This window comes from Fontibacillus panacisegetis (genome assembly GCF_900102215.1).
Classification (GTDB): domain Bacteria; phylum Bacillota; class Bacilli; order Paenibacillales; family Paenibacillaceae; genus Fontibacillus; species Fontibacillus panacisegetis.
On the sequence record NZ_FNBG01000015.1, the window covers coordinates 67,051 to 87,484 of the forward strand.

At 45.9% G+C, this 20,434-nt stretch carries 18 protein-coding genes and 1 pseudogene; 12 read left to right on the top strand and 7 right to left on the bottom strand.

The window, feature by feature from the left end:
* Nucleotides 1-25 precede the first annotated feature (25 nt).
* On the top strand, nucleotides 26-802 hold the full coding sequence (locus tag BLS49_RS13750; protein WP_091231355.1) for a DUF4367 domain-containing protein: 777 nt from the start codon (nucleotides 26-28) through the stop codon (nucleotides 800-802).
* A 386-nt stretch (nucleotides 803-1,188) separates the two neighbouring features.
* On the opposite strand, the gene BLS49_RS13755 is transcribed toward BLS49_RS13750, so the two are convergent.
* From BLS49_RS13755 to BLS49_RS13765, 3 genes are read right to left on the bottom strand one after another with little or no spacing between them, the layout of a single operon-like run.
* Nucleotides 1,189-2,292, bottom strand: coding sequence for a GerAB/ArcD/ProY family transporter (locus BLS49_RS13755; RefSeq protein WP_245742392.1), 1,104 nt, complete (start codon nucleotides 2,290-2,292; stop codon nucleotides 1,189-1,191).
* Nucleotides 2,293-2,319: 27 nt separating this feature from the next.
* Nucleotides 2,320-3,489, bottom strand: coding sequence for a Ger(x)C family spore germination protein (locus tag BLS49_RS13760; protein ID WP_175471410.1), 1,170 nt, complete (start codon nucleotides 3,487-3,489; stop codon nucleotides 2,320-2,322).
* Nucleotides 3,486-5,015 (bottom strand): spore germination protein, encoded by a 1,530-nt coding sequence (locus BLS49_RS13765; RefSeq protein ID WP_091231366.1) that lies wholly within the window; start codon nucleotides 5,013-5,015, stop codon nucleotides 3,486-3,488. The genes BLS49_RS13760 and BLS49_RS13765 overlap by 4 nt, the downstream gene beginning before the upstream one ends.
* A gap of 255 nt (nucleotides 5,016-5,270) precedes the next feature.
* On the opposite strand from BLS49_RS13765, the gene BLS49_RS13770 reads away from it, so the two are divergent.
* The 4 genes and pseudogenes from BLS49_RS13770 (at nucleotide 5,271) to BLS49_RS25340 (ending at nucleotide 7,971) form a co-directional block, all read left to right on the top strand.
* A complete protein-coding gene (locus tag BLS49_RS13770; protein WP_091231369.1) occupies nucleotides 5,271-6,239 on the top strand; it encodes a LacI family DNA-binding transcriptional regulator in 969 nt (322 codons plus the stop codon).
* Nucleotides 6,240-6,340: 101 nt separating this feature from the next.
* Nucleotides 6,341-6,613 (top strand): annotated as a pseudogene (locus BLS49_RS13775) (sugar ABC transporter permease); the annotation flags it as partial.
* 10 nt (nucleotides 6,614-6,623) lie between these two features.
* Nucleotides 6,624-7,046, top strand: a complete 423-nt coding sequence (locus BLS49_RS25330) for a hypothetical protein (protein WP_245742402.1) — start codon at nucleotides 6,624-6,626, stop codon at nucleotides 7,044-7,046.
* Between the two features lie 400 nt (nucleotides 7,047-7,446).
* Nucleotides 7,447-7,971, top strand: coding sequence for a glycoside hydrolase family 32 protein (locus BLS49_RS25340; RefSeq protein WP_245742404.1), 525 nt, complete (start codon nucleotides 7,447-7,449; stop codon nucleotides 7,969-7,971).
* 371 nt (nucleotides 7,972-8,342) lie between these two features.
* Here the strand turns inward: BLS49_RS25340 and BLS49_RS13785 are convergent, their stop codons facing one another.
* Together BLS49_RS13785 and BLS49_RS13790 are read right to left on the bottom strand one after the other, a co-directional pair.
* Nucleotides 8,343-10,049 (bottom strand): GMC family oxidoreductase N-terminal domain-containing protein, encoded by a 1,707-nt coding sequence (locus BLS49_RS13785; RefSeq protein WP_091231372.1) that lies wholly within the window; start codon nucleotides 10,047-10,049, stop codon nucleotides 8,343-8,345.
* Complete coding sequence (locus tag BLS49_RS13790; protein ID WP_091231374.1) at nucleotides 10,042-10,692, bottom strand: hypothetical protein; 651 nt, start codon at nucleotides 10,690-10,692, stop codon at nucleotides 10,042-10,044. Before BLS49_RS13790 ends, BLS49_RS13785 begins: the two co-directional genes overlap by 8 nt.
* Nucleotides 10,693-10,943: 251 nt before the next feature.
* On the opposite strand from BLS49_RS13790, the gene BLS49_RS13795 reads away from it, so the two are divergent.
* Both BLS49_RS13795 and BLS49_RS13800 read left to right on the top strand, forming a co-directional pair.
* The gene (locus BLS49_RS13795) at nucleotides 10,944-11,480 is read left to right on the top strand and encodes a pyridoxamine 5'-phosphate oxidase family protein (protein WP_091231377.1); all 537 of its coding nucleotides are present in this window, start codon (nucleotides 10,944-10,946) and stop codon (nucleotides 11,478-11,480) included.
* Nucleotides 11,481-11,495: 15 nt separating this feature from the next.
* Complete coding sequence (locus BLS49_RS13800; protein ID WP_091231379.1) at nucleotides 11,496-12,239, top strand: YggS family pyridoxal phosphate-dependent enzyme; 744 nt, start codon at nucleotides 11,496-11,498, stop codon at nucleotides 12,237-12,239.
* 88 nt (nucleotides 12,240-12,327) lie between these two features.
* On the opposite strand, the gene pdxR is transcribed toward BLS49_RS13800, so the two are convergent.
* On the bottom strand, nucleotides 12,328-13,761 hold the full coding sequence (gene pdxR / locus BLS49_RS13805) for a MocR-like pyridoxine biosynthesis transcription factor PdxR (protein WP_091231381.1): 1,434 nt from the start codon (nucleotides 13,759-13,761) through the stop codon (nucleotides 12,328-12,330).
* 264 nt (nucleotides 13,762-14,025) lie between these two features.
* Here pdxR and BLS49_RS13810 point away from each other — a divergent pair, with 264 nt between their 5' ends.
* From BLS49_RS13810 to BLS49_RS13830, 5 genes are all read left to right on the top strand, one after another.
* A complete protein-coding gene (locus BLS49_RS13810) occupies nucleotides 14,026-15,687 on the top strand; it encodes a spore germination protein (protein WP_091231384.1) in 1,662 nt (553 codons plus the stop codon).
* A gap of 24 nt (nucleotides 15,688-15,711) precedes the next feature.
* Nucleotides 15,712-16,815 carry a GerAB/ArcD/ProY family transporter gene (locus BLS49_RS13815; protein WP_091231386.1) on the top strand — a complete coding sequence of 368 codons (1,104 nt, stop codon included), beginning with the start codon at nucleotides 15,712-15,714 and terminating at the stop codon, nucleotides 16,813-16,815.
* Nucleotides 16,808-17,998, top strand: coding sequence for a Ger(x)C family spore germination protein (locus BLS49_RS13820; protein ID WP_091231391.1), 1,191 nt, complete (start codon nucleotides 16,808-16,810; stop codon nucleotides 17,996-17,998). The genes BLS49_RS13815 and BLS49_RS13820 overlap by 8 nt, the downstream gene beginning before the upstream one ends.
* A gap of 78 nt (nucleotides 17,999-18,076) precedes the next feature.
* On the top strand, nucleotides 18,077-18,655 hold the full coding sequence (locus BLS49_RS13825; protein ID WP_245742405.1) for a putative ABC transporter permease: 579 nt from the start codon (nucleotides 18,077-18,079) through the stop codon (nucleotides 18,653-18,655).
* 50 nt (nucleotides 18,656-18,705) lie between these two features.
* On the top strand, nucleotides 18,706-19,572 hold the full coding sequence (locus BLS49_RS13830; RefSeq protein ID WP_425432150.1) for a divergent polysaccharide deacetylase family protein: 867 nt from the start codon (nucleotides 18,706-18,708) through the stop codon (nucleotides 19,570-19,572).
* Between the two features lie 82 nt (nucleotides 19,573-19,654).
* Here the strand turns inward: BLS49_RS13830 and BLS49_RS13835 are convergent, their stop codons facing one another.
* Nucleotides 19,655-20,359: an N-acetylmuramoyl-L-alanine amidase family protein gene (locus BLS49_RS13835; protein ID WP_091231495.1), complete on the bottom strand. Its 705-nt coding sequence runs from the start codon at nucleotides 20,357-20,359 to the stop codon at nucleotides 19,655-19,657.
* Nucleotides 20,360-20,434 lie beyond the last annotated feature (75 nt).

Sequence of the window (20,434 nt, forward strand, 5' to 3'; positions counted from 1 at the left end):
ATATGGCCGAAAGGAGATTCAACCTATGACCCCTACGAAAAAAACAATCATTGCCGCTGCCAGCATCCTGCTGGCATTGAGCTCAGCTAGCGGTTTTACTGTGGATGCTGCCGCAGCACCGCAGAAACAGTCAAAGACACAGTCGGCTTCTAACAAGAACATTGTTGAACGTCAGAAGAAAGAGGCTATGGCCATTCATTCCAAAGAGAAAAAGCCGGGCGATTTAACCGTGCTGTATAATGGGACTGACCATTCGCTGTCTTTTAGCTTTCTCGCTATAACCAGTGCAGATTATGATGAATATTCGAAGTTGTTGTCCAAACACAACGCGCCAGAATTAGCACAGCCGGAATGGCTTCCGGAAGGGTATGCTTTTCAATCTGGTGAAATCGTGCCTCCATACTACTTTTTCCTTAGCGAGCCGTATCAAAAAATGTTGAAGGAACTCAAAGCGGAGGCGGAGGGGAAAAAATATTACGCTAAAAAACTGAAATGGAGCGAAGCCGGGGAAGCTGTGCTTGTCTTCTCCAAAGACTCGGACATCATCCGTATCAGTGCCAAAAGAATGCATCCACTCATTACTGAAGTTACGAAGGTAGCGGGAAAGGGCGAGAAATTTGAGAAGCTGAGCATTGACGGAATCGAAGCCATATACACCACGAATTCCAATGCCCTTTACGCAATAAATCTGACTTGGGAGGATGTGGATAACAATCTGGAGTACACTATTTCAACCTATAAAAAGAGTCCGTTGTCGAAGGAAGATCTTGTAGCGATTGCGGAAAGCATTATGCAGGAGTGAGAGCGGGAATTATAGCATGATTCCAAGAGGCTATCCTTAAAAGTAGGATGATGTGGACTTCCTGAAATTGTTGCAAATGTGCAGGCTTTATTTATGTAAAGCCTCTAAATGCCCTAAATTGTTGCAAATGTGCAGGCTTTCTCTAAGAATTCTCTTCAAACTAGTCTATTCTGAACCATATTCCTGCATTTTTGCAGGAATATGGTTTATCCTTTCATGGCTACTTTAATAAAACTGCATTTTTGCATTTTTTCCTGATAGCTTGCCTTTCCACTGCTAAAAAGATCGCCCCTCAAAGTTATTTTAGATAACTTTTGGGACAGCTTCTTTCTTTGGTGTGTACTAACTATCGAAGACAAGCTAGTGAGAAATATCTGATAATCATATCACCCCTTCTGCGCTGAACGTCCGGACACCTGTCTGATCTTTCCAACAATCAACAACAGCAGAGGCAGGCCGAGCATATTGACCGGAAGTGCAATGGGAATCCAATAGTTGAACAAGTAATTGGAGATCGCTTCGGTTACATTCTGCGGAATGAAAGCGAAGATCAGCACTATAGGGGCAATGAACCAGATCATGATGCGCCAGTTTTTTATGTTCAGATATTGTGCTGTACCGTAGCTCGTGATGAATAAATAAACGGCGAGTTTGACGAATACGCTGGCGACCCAGACGACGATCGGCAGCGGGTCGAGATTTTCGATGAAGCCGAACAGCGATATTTTCCGCGACATTTCGAAAAAGGGATACCACATTTTAGGGGTGATCGGTACCCCCATTGTCGCTATCGCCATCGTCATGGCGAGCAGGACGAGGCTAGAGGCCGTAATAACGGCGGCGAAAGCGTATTTTCCACCCTTGCGCGGTTTGATCAGAAACGGGGCAAGCATTAGATATTCCACGGAGTGACCGAGATAGGAGGCCGGGGCAAGCGATCCCTTAAATATTGCCGACAAGCCGCTATCGGCATAGACGGGAAGCAGGAGATGCAGGTCTACGTTGTTAACGCTGGCGAGCAGGGTCAGCAGCACCATGATGATAACGATTGGCCCGAGAATCTCGCTGCAGCGAGCGATGGACTCGATCCCTCCCGAATAAGTCGAATAGGTGATCAAGCTTAGCATGATCAGCATAATTGCCCACTTCGGTGTCTGGGGCAGAATCATAATATGGATGACGTCGTTAAACTGCCGCAAAACGATCGGGAGGATGGTAAACCATTGGATAAAATAGACGAGCATAACCACGCTGCCAAGCCATTTTCCCAGAATGGTTCGGGACAGCTGAACCAAATTCTGGTCTGGATGAAGCAGTGACGTTTGTGTAGTGAAAAAGGTAATCAGCAGTGTGATACAGCTGGCTACGATTACAGACATCCATATATCCTGTTTGGCTGAGGTCACGCTGGGGGTCAACGTCATGACAAGGGTCATTCCCATACTCATCAGAGTAATTAACCAGAAAACCTGCATCCCGGTGATTTTCATTTCTACCATCCTCGATTCGTTCGTTTGTCAGTACTTCATTAATTGTCCGGGAGCCTGTGTTCTTCCGATCCGCTCGATCTTGACTTCGATTTTGACGTCCACCGGTACCGACGGATAAATTTCGTTCCAGTCTTCCTTTATTTCCTTCCAGACGTAAGGATGGTCAATGTGCACCTTCCTGCCGAAGCCGAATATATCTGATTTAAATTCCTGCTGTGATACCGATACGACTCCGGCGACCGCTTTACGCAGCTCGTCTTCATATTTTTGCTCCAGAAGGGCAAGCGTTTCCGGTCGGCTGAAATCCAGCTCGGTATCGTTAGCGCTGATTCGGCACGTTGTTTTGATACGCAGGTCGACAGCAGGCTTGCCTTCAGCCATACGGGTGAGAACACTTGTTCGCACCTTCAAAAAATGTATATTTACGGTTCCTTTATATTCTTCTTTGGGAGGCACAAGCTGTAACGACCAGGTAATTACCTGAGTATTTCCTCTGTAAAGCATGAACGCCTTCTGCTGCTCATCCGAAAGAAAGCCGACCAGTTTGTTCTGACGGTAAACGGCTATTTTGTCCAGCACGAAGGTCGGATTGCCTAGGGCGTCCTTTGTGATCCGTATACCTGGTGTCACCGGATTTTTGCCGTAGGTGGCAAGCCCATCCAAAAACTCGTCGGTTTTAACGGAAATCGAAAAATTGCCCTCCATGATGTTATTAAGGCCGACAGCAGGAATTTTTTCCAAAAGGTATGGGGTTTTGATAACTTCTTTGGCCGTCGTCCCATAAGCTGTTGCAATGTAACTGTTGTACCTGCTCTCCGGGGATCGTAGCAAGGTGTCCATCACCTGATTAATACCATTTCTGCCAAGGGCTTCTCCAATGACGATAACTCGTCGGTGTCCGAGATTGATGTTTCGGGACAATTGCTGTTGCTCTTTGCTTAGAGTGTCCATGCCATCCTTCCCTTTTTCTGACACAGCCATGAAAGCTTTTTTGCCCCCGGACTGATCTGAGGCCTGAATTCCGGTTGGCAAGGCGATTTGCAGGGAGGTTTCCAGCTCTCCATCATCAGCCAGGTCGAGACCGGAGGCCATCACAAAGGCCAATTCATCCATCTCATTGCGATCCCAGCAGCCCGTAAGCAGGCCGAGATAAAGAGCAAGCGTCGTGCAGGCCAAACCAATACGTCGCAGGTTCATTTGTTCTCCAGCTCCATTTCGTCTTTTACCCGCTGCTGCCGTTTGTACATCGCATTCCATGGTGCACGGAAGAAAACATCTAATAATCCGGTTAATTTAAGCGGTGAGACAGGTGTCAGATAGGGTAAGCCGTATGATTTGAGGTTGGATAAATGAATAAGAATCGCCATCAATCCCGCGCTAACTCCATAGAGTCCGAAGGTTCCGGCACATAACAGAAGTGGAAACCTTAAAATACTAATTGCTTGGCTCATGTTCGGATTAGGAATAAGAAACGAGGCAATTCCGGTCAACGATACCACGATAATAAGCGGCGCTGAAATAATCCCGGCTTGAACGGCCGCTTGTCCGATGACGAGCGCCCCTACGATGCTGATCGTCTGTCCGACGGGACGGGGCAGGCGGACTCCAGCCTCGCGCAGCGCTTCGAACGTGATCTCCATAATGATCGATTCAAGAAGGGCGGGAAACGGAACGACCTCCCGTGCTGCTGCGAGGCTTATAGTCAACGATGTCGGAATCATTTCAGAATGATAGGTTGTGATCGCTACGAACAAGGAGGGCAGGGATAGCGCCAGAAAGGCGAAAAAATACCTCAGCATCCGCAGCATTGAGCCGAACAGAAAATTGATGTAATAATCCTCGACGGTCTGAAAAGCGAACCAGAACGTTACGGGCAGAACCAGCGCGAGGGGGGAGCCGTTCACAAGCACTGCCACTTTTCCTTCAATCAGGGAGGCTGACACCGCATCGGGCCGCTGCGTTGATTGAATGACCGGAAACGGGGACTTGGGATGGTCGCTGATCAGTTCCTCAATGTACCCTGAGCCTAATACGCTATCCATATCGATTTTAGCCAGACGCTGCTTTACCTCGTCCACGACGTTTTGCGAAGCCAAGCCTTCGATATAGACGATGGCTGTCTCAGTTTGTGTCGTTGATCCCAGAACGACATTTTCCATCTTAAGCTTTGGCGAGCGGATATTATGACGAATCAGGGCCATGTTGACGCTGAGCTTCTCGATAAAACCGATGCGTGGTCCGCGGATCACCGCTTCGGTGCTTGGCTCGTCCAACTGCCGCTGTAAATTGTCCTTGATTTTGAAGGATAGTGCCTCAATTGAGGTATCTATGAACAAAACGACCTCGCCTTTGACGATCCGTTGAACAGCATCCTTAAGGCTTCGCGTTGTCTCCGGAATAACGACCGATGGCAAATGACCTTTCAGCCGCTCGATGAGCTGTTCGGAGGAGTCAGTCTCATTGTCTTCGAAGCTCATCAACGGTGTCAGCAAACCGTCATCCCATAAGGCGTGATCGACCAGCACATCAAGGTAAACGGCCAGACAAGGAACCGAACGATAAATGTAAAATTTGCGTGTGATCAGATCGGTGCAATTGACAAAGGCTTGACGGATAGCCTCCTCATTACGATCCAGGCTGTCGGATAACGGCGTATCGGAAATCGGATCGATCCCCTCCAGCTTTTGGGTCAGGCGCTGCGATAGATGCTTTCTTCTTTTCAACGGACTTCCCTCCTTCATTTGCACTGCCAGGACAATAGAGCAACAGCAGCTTTAGTGAATACAATCTTTTTCCTTTCATGCTTAGAATAGGGTATCCTGCAATTTCCAATTTATGCGCGATGAGAACACAAAGAAAAAGACCGGGCTTAAAAGTGTGAATCTGTATCTATTCGTAAGCGCTTAAAAAAGAGATATTGAAACGTTTCCAATTCAGTGCTATCATGAGTACCATAAGAGAGTTAAGTGGGGGGTTAGATGTCAAGTATTAAAGATGTAGCCAACTTGGCTGGCGTTGCAGTAGGAACCGTGTCCCGTGTCATTAACAATTCGGGTGCTGTAAAACCCGCTACACGCAGAAAAGTAGAGAGTGCTATCAAAGAGTTGAATTACATACCTAATGAGATTGCCCGCAATTTCAAAATGCGGAAATCCAAGATGGTAGCCTTGCTGCTGCCTAGCATCTGGCATCCATTTTTTTCTGAGCTGGCTTATTATATTGAGGATGAGCTGGACCGGGAAGGTTATAAGCTTATGCTATGCAATAGCGGTGGTAAACCTGAAAAGGAACTGTATTATCTTGATATGCTTCAGCAAAACAAAGTGGCAGGCATTGTCGGCATTACGTACAACGATATTGTGAAAAATGTAAGCAATGACATTCCGATTGTCAGCATTGACAGATATTTCAGCAAGAAAATCACATGCGTCACCTCGGACAATTATGAAGGCGGACGTCTGGCATTAAGGGAACTGGTCAAAGCGGGAGCCCGAAAACCCGCCTTTATGGGAAGTGTGACCTCCGTGTTCACTGAAACCATGAATCGGAGAGAAGGATTCATTCATGAGGCAAAAACAATGGGAGTTGACTATGTAGTTTACGAGAAACCGGACCCTGTTAAGGATGATGATGCGTATTTTGAAGAGTTTTTGATTAAGCATAGCGATGTAGATGGTATTTTTGCCATTACCGATATGTTTGCAGCCAAATATATTGAAAGAGCGGGAAGGCGTGGAATTCGCGTTCCTGAGGATGTAAAGGTCATCGGATACGATGGCATTCAGGATCATCCTTATTTCCATCCGATACTGTCTACGATCAGGCAACCCGTAGAGGATATGGCTCGTATGACGATAAAGCTGCTCTACCAAAAGATTGAAGGCGAAACGTTGGATCAGGAAGTTTATCGTCTTCCGGTGTTATTTAGACAAGGTGAAACTACTTGAATATCTTCAATGAGCTTAGGTAACATCAGTTGCGAAGTACGTTTTATCAAGTGATATACCGGAAGATTTTTTTCCTTAATATTAATTGGAAACGTTTCAATATTAAAGCAGATCAAATTTTGATCAAACAAAAACGTAACACTTGGAGTCGGGTCAAACGCAATTACGAGCTATATCTGTTTCTGCTGCCGATTATTCTGGTTTATCTTCTGTTCAAGTACTATCCAATGTATGGCGTGCAGATTGCATTTAAGGATTTTTCACCGAGCCAGGGGATTTGGGGCAGCGAATGGGTAGGCTTCCCGGTTCCGATAATCATCGCAATTATGCTGAATCAAATGCTGGGCAAGCGATACAAGAAATTTATCCAGACAGGGTCTGATCATGTATTGGTCTTTTGATGAAGGAAGCGGTGCAAGCGCTCTTGAGAGTATATCCCATATCCAGAATGAGATTCAGTATGTATTTAATCATGCCGAGTTTACCGAGCCTTGCGAACCACAGTGGAGGCAGGGAGTATTGGGGGAAGGGCTTCTATTTGATGGATTTTCTACTTACATAGCCCATCCGGTCAAAGCGGAAGAACCAATCTGCGATCAGGAATATTTGTCGGAGCTAAGCATTGGAGTATGGGTTGCGCCACGTTCCTATGAATGGGGAGATGATGGCAAGTTGAGCGCCATTGTCAACCGCTACAATATGGATCGCAAGCAAGGTTATTTGTTAGGCATGTTTCGTCCCGGGTCATGGTCTTTTCAGGTTGGTCTGGAAAGCTTGGGAGGAAATATGGTCGCCGGATGGTTATGAACTGCCCAAAAATGAATGGTCTTATGTGAGTGCGGTTTTCGATGGCAATCTGGGGGAAATGAAGCGCGGTTCCCGTGTGGTCGAGGCCGTTGGTACAAATCTGCTTATTGGAAAAAACAATCACAGTAGCCTTCTGGCCGAGGTGTTTAGCCTTCACATGTTTAGCGGAATCATCGATGAACTCAAGATAAATAATCGTGCCTTGAGTGCCAAAGAGGTGGCATCTGCTTCAGCATGTGCTGGATTCCGTTTAAGGAGGAGCGCATCCGAAATTAAACTATGAGAACATCAAGCTGGATCGGACGCCTCTTCTGCCTGACCGGCACAGACCGCAATATCATGTCAGCCCGCCGGCCCATTTTTTCATCAGATCCATTGGGGGCATTGGGTAAGTAAGGACATGGTGAATTGGCGTGATCTGCCCGTCGCTCTGGTGCCCGAGAAAGATAAGCTCGCCCCGGACGGAATCTGGTCGGGAAGCGCAGCCTATGATGCAGACGGTCTGCCTGTCTTGTTTTTTACTGCTGGTAATGACAGTGCTTCGCCGAATCAGAGCGTAGCGCTTGCAAGAAGCACTTATTCACAGGATAGGGACGCAGATCTGGCGGATGGAGAAGAAGAAACACTGCTGTATTATGATTTGAATCAGTCCATGCTTTTGGCCGACCGAACGAAAACGACGCTGCATTCTGGAGAAAAGTGCGGAGGAATTCAGGGCGGCAAGCTTGAATTGCTAGAGGAAAATTTGAAGCTTCATATTTATTTGGATCGCTCCATGGTGGAGGCTTATGCAAACGGATTGAAAAGCTTGACAACCCGGGTATATCCTAGCCGTTTGGACGCTACGGGACTTCAGATTTGGGGAGATGGAGAAATCCATAGAAATATGGGGTATGCAGTCAATTTGGTAGTAAGGAGCGCTTAGGCGCTCCCTTTGTAAAGTAGATAGTTAAAAAGGAATGAATTTATGTGGCGATCGATTCCCGGTAATCTACAGGGGAGAGGTCGTCAAGTTTTTTTCTGAATGGTTCAGGTTGCTGCAACTTCTGCCCGCCAATACCGTTTGTACATGATTTGCCAGGGGTACGGATGAAAACGTCCAATCATCCCAATAATAGGTAAATGGTATCCTTATCCTTTTTATGCATTCAGAAGACTCGACCGGGGAAGGGATATTTTCCATCGAGAGAAAGAAGGTGAACGGGGAATGAAGAGCTTCGGTAAGGCTATCGCTTTTTTGGCTATTATCTTATTAGCAGGCGTGGTTCTGTATTTTTCCGTAACCGGGTAAGCAGGTTAACTGAAATATTTGATCGCCAGCTTGTCGGCGGTCCGTGTAGCCAGCGCTTGCGTAGTCAGCGTAGGATTCGGACCGCCAATGCCGTTGAAGTGGACGCTATTATCGGCAATAAATAGCCGCTTGACCTGATAGGCCTCGCAGTTCGTGTCCACGACGAAGCCCATTCGCATGGTGCTTTCAAGATGCAGCTGGAAGGCGAAGGGGGTATCCGAGCGGATGATCCGTTTGGCGCCAGCCGCCTTCAGAGATTCGCAGGCATATCTGGCCAGCTGGTCGCGCCTTTGCAGAGTTTTCGGGCTTGGAGTGTAATGAACTACCGGAATCGGTCCGTTCTCGTCCTTCAGCAGCGGATCGACCTCAACTCTGTTGTGATATAGCGTTTCGTCATCTGTCAAAAGCAGATACGTCATTGTACGGCTGTAATTCATCATCAATTCCTTTAATTGAGGGCCAACTACACGGCCGCGTATATCCCAAGGCTCTCCCGGCTCCGGTGGCCGCAAGGCGTCATAGCTTGCTTCGCTGAACCCGTAAGTGAGGAAGGACATCAGTCCCGGACTCAGACAAGACACCTGGAAAACCCCGGTGCCGGGAATATCGACCCTGGCTCCGGATGTCTGGCCCATGTAAGGATAAACTGCAGGCAGCCCCATAATGCTCATCAGATCCTGTTCGTCGAATACGCCGCCGACCCAATCGAAGCAGTGATTGGTCAATCCCCGTCCCACCCATGAATTGTAAGGCAGCGCCGAGTTTAGCCAAAGCCGCGGCGATTCAATGCAGCCGGCGGCCAAGACTACGGCTCTCGCTGACAGTTCGCCGGTTTCGCCAGTCCACGTGTCGCGAAAACGCACGCCCGTTGCCCGAAGCCCGCCTTGCGGATCATGATCGGTCAAAATTTTGGTCGTGAAGGAATTGGGCCGGATCGACACATTTCCGGTTCTGAGGGCAAGGGGGACGTAGCTGACAAGTGTTCCCCGCTTGGCAATCCGATCGACCGATGGGCCTGCTGTGCAGCCGTTCATGCAGTGCCCCTGCAGATTGCAGCCTTCCATTTCGTTAAGCTGTTCGAGCGAGTAACACGGATTCATCAGCTCTGCGTTTGGCGGCAGGATGGCATTGGGGTTTGGACGAAAGCCGGGCGATACTACATCAAGTGTAGGATTAAGCCGCCAGCCCGCTTTTTTTACTCCATAATAGAACAATTCCTCCTTCGGTGTTGTCGGCGAGAAATTGACGGGCAGCGTTGCTTCAACCTTCTCGTAATAAGGAATGAGCTCCGCATAGCTGATTGGCCAGACGTTGTCCACCGATGCCGGGAAGGCCCGCGGCGATTGGGCCCAGTAATGCTGAGTTGTTCCGCCGACACCGGACAGCTGCCAGATGTCTCCTTTTTGGCGCAATACCCTGTGCCACGGCGCGCGGCGCCGATCGGCGGGGCCAAAGCGGAAAACACCAGACACTACATCGTTCATGTTGTTCTCGTATCGATTATAAATTTGTTTATAAATCCCTACGTCGAGATCGTCGAAGCTGGAGCTCCATTCTCCGCCGCGATCGCTGTTTGGCTGCGGCCACTTTTTGTTGCCGTAAAAAGCTCCTGCCTCCAGCACAAGCACCTTCAATCCTTTTTCCCCGAGTTCCTTGGCTGCGACGGCTCCGCCTCCACCGGACCCGATTACGATAACGTCCGCGTCATACAATTTCGTAACCTCCTTTGTCCCGGACAATGAACAGCATAAATCCGCGAAATGCGCGATAACCGGAAGAAACACCCGGATATCCTGTCTGCTGCCATCCGGTCGGGAAGCACTCCAGCCTGCGGAGGGTTGGGGTATTAAGGCGTGTCGTTCCGTAAGCAGGCCATTCCGAGTAATTTCCGAACATCGTTCCGCGGTTCAAATAGTCGATGATGAATTTAAGGAACCCGCCATCATGCTGGTATGGGGGAGGCAGGAGGCCGAGGTCGAACCAGAGCTGCTCCAGCAAGGAGAGTACTACAATCCGGTCGGCGGGGCAGAGGGCGGAAAACGGACTGAGCGCCCATACGGGACGGCACGGCGCGTCCTGTGCACCGCCTTTGGCGACGAACTGGGCTGCTCCTGAATTCAGCATCCCGGCGGTGGGGGCGGACAACGGGAATACAGTCAGGTTGATTCCGAGCATAAGCGCCAAGGTATGATCGAGCTCCCAAATCATATATTCATGTACGCACAGGTCGACTGCGCCTGCCGTCTGCTCCGCCCCGAAGCATGGGGTAGTCGGGACAATCGCCTCTACTAGCGAACGGAATGTTTCATAGGTGCTTGGATCGACTTGGGCCGCATACGTTTTTGCAATTTGCACGGGACAGCCCCTTTCTAACTTGATTAAACAGCCTTTATTCCTTAATATGCAGTTTTTTCAACATTTATGATTTTACCCACTTGCGTTATGGATTTGATAATGATGGTAATTTAAGGCGAGTATGGAGAAGTTGAACTGTGTCGCCATTTGGATTGCCCTTATTCTATTATTTTGGACGTTTATGTTCATTCCAATGACTGATAAACTTACATACATAATAACTAATACATTGATACATAGGAGTGATAATAATGGATGGAGTGCGTTACAAGTTAAGAGAAGTGTTGGACAAGAGCAGGATCGATTCATTTCTGCAGCAGGCTCGAATTGGACATCTTGGAATGGTTGATGGTCATCTGCCGTATGTTGTTCCGCTCAATTTTGTTTGGACTAATGAGAAGCTTTATATCCATGGAGCCACCGGTGGTAGAAGAAATGAGGTTATGAATGCTAATCCTGAGGTGTGTTTTACGGTATGTGAAGAATATGGAACTATTACTGATCCGGTACCAGCCAAGACGGACACAGCTTATATGAGTGTAATGATTTTTGGCAAGGCACAGCCCATCGTCGATCTGGATGAAGCAACACATATGCTGCAAGAATTGATTAATAAGTATGTGCCTGATTACTATAAACGGCCGTTACCCAAGCAGCACGTAGACAAATACCGGTCAGCCGTATTCGGTGGTCCGGTTCAGGTGTACCGAATAGATCCACATCATATCACCGGGAAAGAGAATCCGATTGAAGAAGAAAAAATGTTCAAGCCTGGAAAAACCGTGTGAAAGGGTAGTGGACACATGGGCAATCAGGTTGAAGAAAATCTCAAAATCGTGAAACAGCAGATGGAGAGGGCTTGCCAAACCTCAGGGCGCAAGATCGAGGACGTGAAATTGTTGTTGGCGACTAAAACCGTACCGATTGAAAAATTACAAATGGCTATACAAGCGGGTGAGACTCTGTTTGGTGAAAACAAAGCGCAGGAGCTTCGGGACAAATTTCCGCTTATGCAACAATATAATCAGGTGGAATGGCATTTTATCGGACACCTGCAAACGAATAAAGTGAAGGACGTTGTCAAATATGTTACGCTCATTCATTCTGTGGACCGTTTGAAATTGGGGCAGGCCCTGCACCATCAACTCGTCAAAGAGAACAAAACTATGGATATTCTGTTACAAATCAACACGTCCTACGAAGAAAGTAAATTTGGTGCGTCTCCGGAAACGGCACTGGAGTTAGTGGAACAATTGTCACAGTTCGAAACGTTAAACGTGAAAGGCTTAATGACGATTGGAAAATTGAATGCTACAAACGACGAGACACGGCATTGCTTCCGATTATTAAAATCTATTCAAACACAAATCAGGGAGAAAAAGTTTCCGCTTGTAGAAATGAATATCCTCTCAATGGGCATGTCCGGTGATTTCAAGGTGGCTATCGAAGAAGGAGCAACTATCATCCGTGTAGGGACAAGCGTATTCGGCCAACGTTACCTGCCGGACAGCTATTACTGGAACGAAACCGCGCCCCAGGACGATTAGAAGTGGTGAGACAAGAGAACAACATCCTCTTCGATGCGCGGTTGTGATCTGATATCACCGAACATAGCCGCTTAAATATCTGTCATTGTCAACTAAGGGATATCTTCGCTAGATGATTAATACCTTCTTCAATGGTTGTTTCATCTACTTTTGCAAAACCCAGTATCCATCCTTTTCGATCACTTTCCAAACAATAGTTGCTAAGCGGATAAATACGGATTCCTTTTTCGAGCGCCAGGTTCGTCACTGCTTCTTCATCAAACGAGCTATCAGCTTCAAGAAGCATGTGCAACCCTGTTTCTACACCGCTAAGTGTGAAGCGTTCACTCAGACCCGTCGTGTTGATGGCCTTGGTCATGGCCTCGTGTCTGCGCCGATATACATTTCGAACTCGTCTCATATGGCGCATGAAATGACCATGCTCAATAAAATGAGTAAGCGTTAATTGCTCCATAATCGGAAGATGACGATAGGTTAATTCCTGGACTTGGGCAAGCTGACGAATGGCCTCTTTGGGACCAATAATTGCCGATATCCGTATACCAGGAGCAATCATTTTAGAAAAGCTCATCATATACAATGTGTTTTGAGGTCGCTGACTGAACAAGGTAGGAATTGGATCACCACGATATCGAAATTCGCTGTCGTAGTCATCCTCAACAATCCAGAACCGCTGCCCGGCAGCCATGTGTATCAATTGTTGCCTGCGAGGTTCCGACATAATTACTCCAACCGCACATTGATGCGAGGGTGTAACATACACAAGTTTGGACCCGGGATGAATGTGGTCTACGCATAGCCCGTACTCGTCGACAGGAACGGATACAACCTGCATACGCCGATACTTCATCGCCATCCAGGCAGCAGGGAAGCCGGGGTCTTCAACCGAAACCGTTTCTCCTTCATGTAAAAGGGCTTGGGCGATCAAATCGATGCTATGTTGTGCACCTGAAGTTAATATGATTTGATCGATATCCACATGAACGCCCCGTTCAAGTGATAAAAAACGTTGAATCTGTTCCCGTAAGGGCAGGAATCCATAGGCGTCACCGTAAGCCCAACGGTCCAGGTCTGTTGCTGTGGAGGCTTGTAAAAATGATTGCCTCCAATTCTTTTGAAAATGTTCGTCCAGATAAGGCTCATGGGGACTGAAATCGATCTCTGCTTTTCTGTTTTCTTTGTCTCCGAACCAACTGTGCAAATGACCGATTGCAGCGTTTAATAAAGGTAATTCGGGAGGAACGGGTCCTTGTATCGCTGCATCCTCCGAAGGGCGAGTCACATCTATCCATTCACTTACTCTTGTCCCGCCGCGACGAGAGGTGACGGTGTACCCGCGGCTGAATAACTCCTCGTAAACAATCTGTATGGTCGAACGGGAAACGCCAATCAATGGAGCGAGTTCGCGAGATGGGAGCAGCAATTCGCCCGGCGGCCATTTTCCAGTTGTAATATTGTGAATCGATTGGTCCAGAAGCTGCTGCCAAATGGGACGTTTGTCATCTCGGTTTACTTTAAGCATTTACTCACCTCTTGTATTTCAGTAAGAAATATGGATTGTTATTGATTGTGATTTGTGGGTTAATTTATACAGTCCATTGATTGGTATACTATCATGACACTAATTATTTTTGCAACAACTGGCTTTGAAGATTGAAAGGTTTATAAAATGGCTCTGGCAGCCGTTTTATAAACCTTTTTATTATACAGATTTTAACCATGCTGCATTCAAATGTGAATTTCCGGGTAGTATAAAAACCAGTAAATTGAGTTAGGGATGATTAGTATGTGGTCACAATTCGTATCTTATATTCCTGATTGGACAACATTTATGCAGGCGGGGTTGACGTTGTTGATTCCGATAATAATCTGTTATTCGTTTCGATCTCTTCATTCAATGATTAAGGAGCAGAATTCTACGGAGAAAAGAGCATTGTCCACGGATTCTTCAGGTGAGACCTCCGGCAGCAAATTAGCAGGGGATTATAAGTCTGATGTGGAGTTAATCAAGCAAGCGATAGGCAACAATTGTGATGTTCATTTTCGGGAATTCATCATGGGTGGATATGAGGTCGGGGCAACTCTGATCTTTGTTGCCGGAATGCAGGCGGCGGAGCATATCAACACACAGGTTTTGCAAATTCTGATGATGAATGCAGAGAAAGATTCTAAAGACAACAAGAGCTTGCCCTCTAATTCTGAGCTATCTGCTTACATGAAACAAAAGCTGCTTCCTGTTTGTGAAATAAAAGAGGTAGTAGATATAAGAGATCTGAATCAATCCATTCTGAACGGTCATATTGCTTTATTTATTGAAGGGATGCCAAACGCATTAGTTATGAGCATGCCGAATGAAAAAACAAGATCCATCACGGAGCCTACCTCGGAGGCTCTGATTCGTGGACCAAGGATCGGTTTCACTGAAGTGTTAAGTGAGAATACTGCCATACTACGGCGTCAAGGGCGTACTGAAAATCTGGAAATGACTATGTACGAAGTCGGGAACTATCTCAAAAGGAATCTAGTTGTTGCTTATATGAAGGATATTGTGAATCTGGATCTGCTTGAGGAAGTAAAACAACGAATTTCAAAGATGGATATGGATTATTTCGCAGAATCGGGTTATGTGGAGCAATTAATTGAAGATAATATTTTAAGTCCATTTCAGCAGGGACAAAATACAGAACGACCGGATCGTGTCATTAGTGCTCTATTGGAGGGACGAATTGCGATCTTACTGGATGGCACGCCGTTTGCTTTAATTGTTCCGGTAACCTTTAGCATGCTGCTGCAATCGCCTGAGGACTATTATGAGAGATGGATTCCGGGAACACTGTTGCGTATTTTGCGGTTTTTTGCCGCTTTTATGGCACTGATGGCTCCCGCGCTGTATATTTCATTCATTTCCTTCCATCCTGGATTGATTCCAACTGAGCTGGCCATTTCGATTATCGAGGCAAGGCAGGGAGTTCCATTTCCTGCTACGATTGAAGGTTTGATATTGGCAATCTCCTTAGAGATTTTGCGAGAAGCAGGGATCAGACTGCCAAAACCAATTGGGCCTGCGATGGGCATTGTTGGAGGCCTTATTATCGGTGAAGCGTCGGTACAGGCAGGAATTGTCAGTCCATTTTTAGTTATTGTGGTGGCGTTTACCGCTATATCTTCGTTTTCTATACCTATGTTTAGTGCAGGCATAACCTTGCGAATTTTACGTTTTGTCGGGATGTTATTTGCAGGCACACTGGGAATGTACGGAACGGTCTTGTTTTTCTTGTTGATCTGTAGTCATCTGACGAAGCTGAAAAGCTTTGGTGTTCCCTATGTTACACCTATTTCACCATTCCGCATAAATGATTGGAAGGATTTGTTTCTTCGTGCACCCTTGCCATTAATGAAACAAAGACCTGACATGATGAAGACTCAACAAAAGAAACGCAGATCATAGCTGTTCGAACTAGGAGGGACAAGTTTGTTTATACGTTCTGATGACAAAATCTCAACATCACAAACCTCAATATTTCTAACCAATACGGTATTGGGAGCCGGCATTTTGACTTTACCCCGAAGTGTTACGAATGTAGTGCAAACCCCGGATGCATGGATATCTGTTTTGCTAGGGGGAGTAATGATCATTCTGCTTGCAATCCTTATGGTGAAATTAAGCCAACAATTTCCGAGCAATACTGTATTTCAATATTCCAAACGAATCGTTGGAACAATTCCGGCAGCCGTCCTATGTCTGCTGTTGATCATTTATTTTATAATTATTGCCGGTTTTGAAGCCCGGGTAATGGCTGAAGTAACTCTGTTTTATTTGTTAGAAGGAACTCCTGTTTGGGCGATTATCATTTCATTTATTTGGGTAGGGGCTTATTTGATATTTGGAGGGATTAACTCGATCGCGCGGGTGTATCAGATTGTTTTTCCTATTAGCATCCTGATTCTGCTTTTGTCTTATTTTCTTAGCGTAAGGATATTTGATATCGATCATTTGCGTCCTTTTCTTGGTGAAGGTATACTTCCCGTCATTAAGGGGCTGAAATCTACGATTCTTATTTTTACCGGATTTGAAGTGATTATGAACCTGGTTGCCCATATGCAGCATCCGGAGCAGGCTGTCAAAGCAGTAGTTACAGGCATCTCCATTCCAATTGTACTGTATCTGTTGACTGTAGTAATGGTAATAGGGGGGTTATCTACAGACGGTGTCTTAAGAAGTACCTGGCCTACACTTGACCTTTTAAGAAGCTTTGAAGTGGCAGGTTTATTTTTTGAACGATTTGAATTTCCCTTTTTGGTCATTTGGTTGATGCAAATGTTTTGCAATTTCATCAGCTTTTATTTTAACGCTTCATTAGGTATTTCGCAGGTGTTCGGCCTTAAAGCTCCTTCTGTCTTTTTTGGATTAATGCCGTTGATTTTTCTCACATCCATGATTCCTAAACGTATAAATGACGTGTTCAATCTCGGTGATGCCATCGGAGTCATGGGAATCATAATGTTTGTATTAATACCCGGGATGCTATCTGTCATCTACATAATTAGAAAGAAAGGATTGAAGCAGGATGTGTAGGCGTCAGCTTTTGAATTTAATGCTCATAATGGGAGTGCTTCTAACACAAACAGGATGCTGGAGCAGCTTTGAAATTGAAGATTTGAGCTTATATGGCGGTTTGGCGCTGGATGAAGGTGAACCAACAGAAACAGAGCAAGATTTGAACAAGCAAGGAGGCTCTTATCCCAGAAAAAATCTGATCACAGCTACAATACAGATTGTTCCGGTTAATTCTTTTGGAAGCAAGTCAAAATCGGATAAAGGGCACACTGCTCAATATCTAAACATATCCGAGACCGGGGATTCCCTGCTGGAGATTTTACGCCAGTATTCCGTTCGTCTGGAGCGTATGGTAATTGGTCACCATCTCAAGGTCATCATTATTTCTACTAAGCTGGCTCAGAAGCAAAGTATGGATCAAATCCTTGATTTTGTGCTTCGAGATAATGATATTCGTCCAAGCTGTACAGTATTTTTAAGCGAAGGCAAGGCGATGGATGTTTTGGAGGCGAGTCGTCCGGGCGAGGTTTCGGCATTTCGTATCCAGGGCATGCTGCGTAATCATTATAGAACCAGCAAAGTAATGAAAGGCGTTAACTTGTCTCAATTGGATGCTTTAATGAATTCGAAGCGAAGTTTTGTTCTGCAAAATATTATCTCAACGAAAAAAGATCTTGAATTTGCTGGTGCAGGAATCATAAAAGGAGAGACAGGTAACTGGATTGGGTCTTTGGATCAACCGGATGTAGAAAGTATTTCTTGGATAAAGGGGGAAGTCCAGGGAGGAGCTATAAAAAGCTACACGGAAAAAAATGTGCCAGTTATTTATGAGATCAAATCCATGAAAAGTAAAATGAAGGCCAAGGTGCAGGGGGATGATATTTCCTTTCATGTAGATATTCAATCTCAAGGTCGGTTTACAGAAAACTGGGACATCAAAAATGATCCATCGAAAGCTCAGTTTATGGAGGAGGCGGAGAAGATTTTCGAGAAGAGGTTGTCCCAAATGATCGATAGTCTGATGTGGAAAATGCAGTCCAAATATAAAGTTGATGTGGCAGGCTTTGGAGAATGTCTGAGCATCCAACATCCGCATGTATGGAAAAAAGTAAAGGATCATTGGGATGAGGAATTCAGCCAGATACCAGTGACTTTCGATATCAAGTTAAAGATTACAGATTTCGGTTCGTCTTTAAAATAACATATATTCAGGTCTTTCAAGTTGATCATCGATTCATAATTGCTTACGGGAGAGAAGATAATAGTGAGGATGATCTCTATGGCATCTACTACTGATGGAGGGACTGAGTTTGATATGTCACTGGATGAAGCATTGTATTATTTCCTTGTGTACTCGCTCCTTGGCTGGGTTCTTGAAAATGTGTACAGTTATTTTACGAGTGGGGTGTTCTGGAAAGAGGGGTTTCTACTAGGACCTTATAAACCGATGTATGGCTTTGCTCCTGTTATATTGCTGCTGTTAATTGATGTAGAAGAGAGTATGTTAAGACAACCGGGGGCTCGAATGACTGCGGTGATTATACTGTGTATGATCGTTCCAACAGTGGTTGAGTTCGTCAGCGGATATTTACTGAAGGCATGCTTTGGACGGCAGTGGTGGGACTACAGTGGATATGTGGGACAAGTTCATGGTCATATATGTATGCGATTTTCCCTTTATTGGGGGGCTTTATCGCTTTTGTGTCTCTATGGTCTTCAACCATTGCTATCGCAAATTTTTTTGAAAATACAATCCGTTTGGGCGTACGCGGGGCCATTACTGTTGCTGATTTTTATGGCGGATTTTGCATGGACTACGAGTGTAAGAAGAAGAGACTGGAAGCAGAGTAGAGTGTGAATGAAGCGAAACGGATAAAATACAATTAGCTGGCAAAGGAGCTGCATATGATGATACGCGATTTGCGAAAGCTCAGAGTACTGAGGTGGCTATTGAGCGGATTGTTGCTGCTGGCCGCAGGAGGTTGGAGCGATTCGGTTATAGTTTCTGCTGATGCTCCTCCGAATGAGTTGAAGCAGCCAAATGCCCAATCCCAAAAAAGACTTGCAGTTATCATTGATGATCTGGGAAATCAGATGAAAGGTACTGACGAGATTCTCGCAATGCCTGTAAAGCTAACGGTAGCGGTCATGCCTTTTTTGCCATCATCAGAGCAAGATGCGCGAAATGCACACGAACGGGGACATGATGTGCTGATTCATCTGCCGCTTGAACCGAAACAGGGAAAACCACAATGGTTGGGTCCAGGAGCTATTCTCTCCAGTATGAAGGACGAAGAAGTTCGGAAGAAGGTGGAAGAGGCGATTGATAATGTCCCTTTTGCCGTAGGTATTAACAATCACATGGGCTCCAAAATAACAGGCGACAAAAGGATTATGTCAGTTATTCTGGATGTATGCCGTGAACGAGGCTTGTTTTTTGTAGATAGCAAGACAAATTACTGGTCAGTGGCAGGGGATCTTGCCAGTGAAAAGGGATTGCCAGAGCTGCATAATGACATTTTTCTTGATGATGTTCATACAGAGCGTCACATTGCTGGACAGTTTCACAAGATAGAAGAATTGCTTGAGCAGCGTGGTAAATGCGTAACTATTGGACATGTTGGGGTGAAAGGCGACAAAACCGCTAAAGTATTAAAAGAAATGATTCCGGAGTTTCAGTTAAAGGGAATTACCTTTGTCGGTATTTCGGAGTTTGCTCGGGACCAAAGGAAGGATTTCGATTTTGCTCCGGGATCGGGCATTAATCTTCCATAGATAGCAAGAACAAACACCACATCTCTTATGCCAAAGCCAGGAGGTGTGGTGTTTTTAATGAGAGCAGCACGTGGAAGCAGAATCAAGAAACAGTGAAGTATTCCAGAATTCCCGAGTAGATGGCCTCAGCGATTTTTTGTTGTTCTCGATGATTAGTTAACATCGCCCGATCTTCCGCATTGCTGAGAAAGCCTGCTTCAACGATAACCGCTGGAGAATCGATATGATTCAACAGATAGAAGGGTTTTCCCAGCTCTGGATATTTTAAGCTGTTGCTGTTGTACAGCTGTCCAAGTGAACGTTGAAGCGAATGAGCAAGCAGTGCACTCCGGCCCTCGTTCTGATGAAGAACCAACGGACCGCGTTTTGATTTATTGCGTCCCCAGTTGACATGGATACTGACAACTAAGGAGGCGGGAATATGTTCGCTCAATTCTTTACGCTGGGCCAAATCACGAATATGTCTTGAACGATTCTTAAGCCAGCGATTATCGTCACTCAAGGCATAATCGTCTGTACGATTAAGTATAGCTCGGTATCCATGACTTCTCAGTACCATATACAGTCTACGCCCGATTGCCAAGTTAATGTCCTTCTCCAGAATGTCGCCATAGGAGGTTCCGCCATCAATGCCTCCATGACCGACATCAATAAGTATGACCGGTTCGGGGAAAGCATGCCGGAGATCTCTGTCCTCTGGCAATTCAGAAGCAAGTGCAGGGGTGCAGAACACATGGAAAGCCATTGTAACGGCTATTAACAATGCAGGAAGCTGTCGTCGTTTCATCATCTCACCTCTCAAGGCTTCTTTTCCTAATATAGCTTGAACGAAATGGAGACAATTCATGCGTCTTTTTGCTCC

Coding starts and splice junctions, on each gene's coding strand:
- BLS49_RS13810 (WP_091231384.1), top strand. CDS start 14,026: ATGTGGTCACAATTCGTATCTTATATTCCTGATTGGACAACATTTATG.
- BLS49_RS13830 (WP_425432150.1), top strand. CDS start 18,706: ATGATACGCGATTTGCGAAAGCTCAGAGTACTGAGGTGGCTATTGAGC.
- pdxR (WP_091231381.1), bottom strand. CDS start 13,761: ATGCTTAAAGTAAACCGAGATGACAAACGTCCCATTTGGCAGCAGCTT.
- BLS49_RS13750 (WP_091231355.1), top strand. CDS start 26: ATGACCCCTACGAAAAAAACAATCATTGCCGCTGCCAGCATCCTGCTG.
- BLS49_RS13755 (WP_245742392.1), bottom strand. CDS start 2,292: ATGAAAATCACCGGGATGCAGGTTTTCTGGTTAATTACTCTGATGAGT.
- BLS49_RS13770 (WP_091231369.1), top strand. CDS start 5,271: ATGTCAAGTATTAAAGATGTAGCCAACTTGGCTGGCGTTGCAGTAGGA.
- BLS49_RS13795 (WP_091231377.1), top strand. CDS start 10,944: ATGGATGGAGTGCGTTACAAGTTAAGAGAAGTGTTGGACAAGAGCAGG.
- BLS49_RS13835 (WP_091231495.1), bottom strand. CDS start 20,359: ATGAAACGACGACAGCTTCCTGCATTGTTAATAGCCGTTACAATGGCT.
- BLS49_RS13825 (WP_245742405.1), top strand. CDS start 18,077: ATGGCATCTACTACTGATGGAGGGACTGAGTTTGATATGTCACTGGAT.
- BLS49_RS13800 (WP_091231379.1), top strand. CDS start 11,496: ATGGGCAATCAGGTTGAAGAAAATCTCAAAATCGTGAAACAGCAGATG.
- BLS49_RS25340 (WP_245742404.1), top strand. CDS start 7,447: ATGGTGAATTGGCGTGATCTGCCCGTCGCTCTGGTGCCCGAGAAAGAT.
- BLS49_RS13760 (WP_175471410.1), bottom strand. CDS start 3,489: ATGAACCTGCGACGTATTGGTTTGGCCTGCACGACGCTTGCTCTTTAT.
- BLS49_RS13820 (WP_091231391.1), top strand. CDS start 16,808: ATGTGTAGGCGTCAGCTTTTGAATTTAATGCTCATAATGGGAGTGCTT.
- BLS49_RS25330 (WP_245742402.1), top strand. CDS start 6,624: ATGTATTGGTCTTTTGATGAAGGAAGCGGTGCAAGCGCTCTTGAGAGT.